The organism is Protofrankia sp. CiP1_Cm_nod2 (assembly GCF_920664355.1).
Taxonomy (GTDB): domain Bacteria; phylum Actinomycetota; class Actinomycetes; order Frankiales; family Frankiaceae; genus Protofrankia.
The window spans coordinates 4,008-5,134 of sequence record NZ_CAKKTL010000330.1 but is presented as its reverse complement, the minus strand read 5'-3'; the positions used below and the strand labels follow the sequence as shown (position 1 = coordinate 5,134).

At 69.6% G+C, this 1,127-nt stretch carries 1 pseudogene; it reads right to left on the bottom strand.

The features are described 5' to 3' along the window. Window positions 1-396 precede the first annotated feature (396 nt). Window positions 397-1,127, bottom strand: a pseudogene (locus tag NBW84_RS22755) (hypothetical protein); the annotation flags it as partial.

Here is a 1,127-nt window from a genome sequence, read left to right as displayed (position 1 = left end):
GGGGCGACGGTCTGCGATGATTGGTTGTGGCGTTGTGTAGTCGCGGGCCGGTCCAGGAAAAGGGGCGCACCCGCCAAGTTGAGCTTCGCGACGCGCGAATTCGGCCAGTCGTCTTCCAGCGGGCAACAACTACAGCATATAGCTGCTGGGGTCAGAAATAATTATGGGACAGGCCGCATACAATTTCGGCCTTCCGTAATCGAGGTGTTTGAGACCGAGACTTCGGCACCTGCGTCGCAGGGATTACTTGTCACCAGTTCGGGTCGAGGCTGAATACCGCTTCGTGGTCGGCCATCCACCGGTCGAACTCGTCCATCGTCGTGAAGATCGGCTGGCCGCCGAAGGCCCGGGTCACCTCGGCCAGCTCGACCAGGGCCTGCGCCGGGTCGGCGGTCGTCAGGGCAGCCTGGGCTCGTGCCGCCGCGGCAGCACGATTTCGGCAACGTAGGCGTTGCGCTCTTCTCCCAACGCCAGAGCGGCGTTGCCGAGCGCGGTGGCGGTAGCGGCGGTCGTCATCAGCTCACGTTCGAGGAGTCGCAGCCGAGGTTTCGCAACACCGTCGGCACGCGCGGCGACAATCGCCGTCTGGAGCCCCTGGACGACCACAATGCCGGCAACCTGACCGGCGAAGGCGCCCACCAGGCCACCAATCACGGGTATCGGGATGACGGTCTGCCCGACAACCCCACCGGCCCAGACCAGGCCGGCGCTGGTCGTGACCGTGGCGCTGCGGGCTGCGAACTCACCGGCGTCGATCCGTCCCCGAGCCAGATCGAACCCTGCTTCGGCCACGCCGTACGTCGCGCCGGCCAGCACCATCGGCAGGCTGCCACCACCGAACACCTCCGGCAGCAGCCCGGCCCGGGCCGCGACCCGCACCGTCTGACCAAGACCGGCCAACGCCCCGGAGCGGGCGGCATTACGAGCCGCGCTTCCGACGGCGGTGAGAGCGGCGACCCCGGCCGACGTCTCGCCCGCACGGACCCGCGCCGCGGCCTCGACCGCCCCGACCACGCTTCCGATCAGCGCGGCGCCGGCCGCCCCGGCCAGGCCCGCGGTGACAACCTCGCGCCCGGCCGCCTCCGCGACCTGGACGTTTGCCCAACGCCCGGGATGCTGCGCCGCCC